This window comes from Flavobacterium bomense (assembly GCF_003970355.1).
This window is the reverse complement of the sequence record NZ_RYDJ01000272.1, coordinates 1-1,056: the sequence shown is the minus strand read 5'-3', so window position 1 is coordinate 1,056 and position 1,056 is coordinate 1. Positions and strand designations below refer to the sequence as shown.

Annotated in this window: 1 protein-coding gene; it reads left to right on the top strand. The window is 37.6% G+C overall.

Going from position 1 to position 1,056, the window contains the following annotated elements; all coding sequences use genetic code 11:
- Positions 1 to 800 (top strand): peptide chain release factor 2 (gene prfB / locus EKL98_RS17240; RefSeq protein WP_126563259.1); only part of this gene is annotated, 800 nt, incomplete at its 5' end.
- Positions 801 to 1,056: the final 256 nt, after the last annotated feature.

The following is a 1,056-nucleotide window of genomic DNA, read 5'->3' as shown; positions in this document are numbered from 1 at the left end:
CCCAAAACCATATTGAAGCCATCGAGTTCAAAAATATGTTGTCGGATGAAGGCGACAGTTTAAGTGCTGTTATTCAAATTACGGCTGGAGCAGGCGGAACGGAAAGTTGTGACTGGGCTTCGATGCTGATGCGAATGTATATGATGTGGGCCGAAAAATCGGGATACAAATTACGGGAACTGAATTACCAAGAAGGCGATGCAGCGGGCATAAAAACGGTAACATTGGAAATTGAAGGTGATTATGCTTTTGGCTACCTCAAAGGTGAAAACGGAGTGCATCGATTGGTTCGAATTTCTCCTTTTGACAGTAATGCCAAACGACACACGTCTTTTGCTTCGGTTTATGTGTATCCGTTAGTCGATGATACGATAGAAATTGAAATAAATCCAGCAGATATTGTCATCACAACGGCTCGTTCGAGTGGCGCTGGTGGACAAAATGTGAATAAAGTAGAAACTAAAGTTCAACTGGTTCACAAACCTTCGGGAATACAAATTCAATGCTCAGAAACGCGTTCGCAACACGACAACAGAAACCGAGCGATGCAAATGTTGAAATCGCAATTGTATGAAATTGAACTCAAAAAACAACAAGAACAACGCTCTGATATTGAAGCTGGAAAGATGAAAATCGAATGGGGTTCGCAAATCCGAAATTATGTGATGCAACCTTATAAATTAGTCAAAGACGTTCGCACTAGTTACGAAACCAGCAATGTTGATGGCGTGATGAATGGCGAAATAGACGATTTCCTGAAAGCGTTCCTGATGATGATGGGACAAAAGGAAGAAGAATAGTTGTCAGTGATCAGTGTTCAGTGCTCAGAATTTATAATAACATTAAACCTGACAGGTTATTGAAACCTGTCAGGTTTTGTTGTAAATTAGAATCTATTTATATTTAATTTCATAATACAAAAACCTTATATTTTAGAGTACTTATACTTGTCTAATGAGCTTTTGAAATGTATTTTAATGCTCATCGTTTTATTCTATTTACACATTTAATCTTGCTAAAAAATTAAGATTAGGAATTTTAACTCAAAAGTGCTTT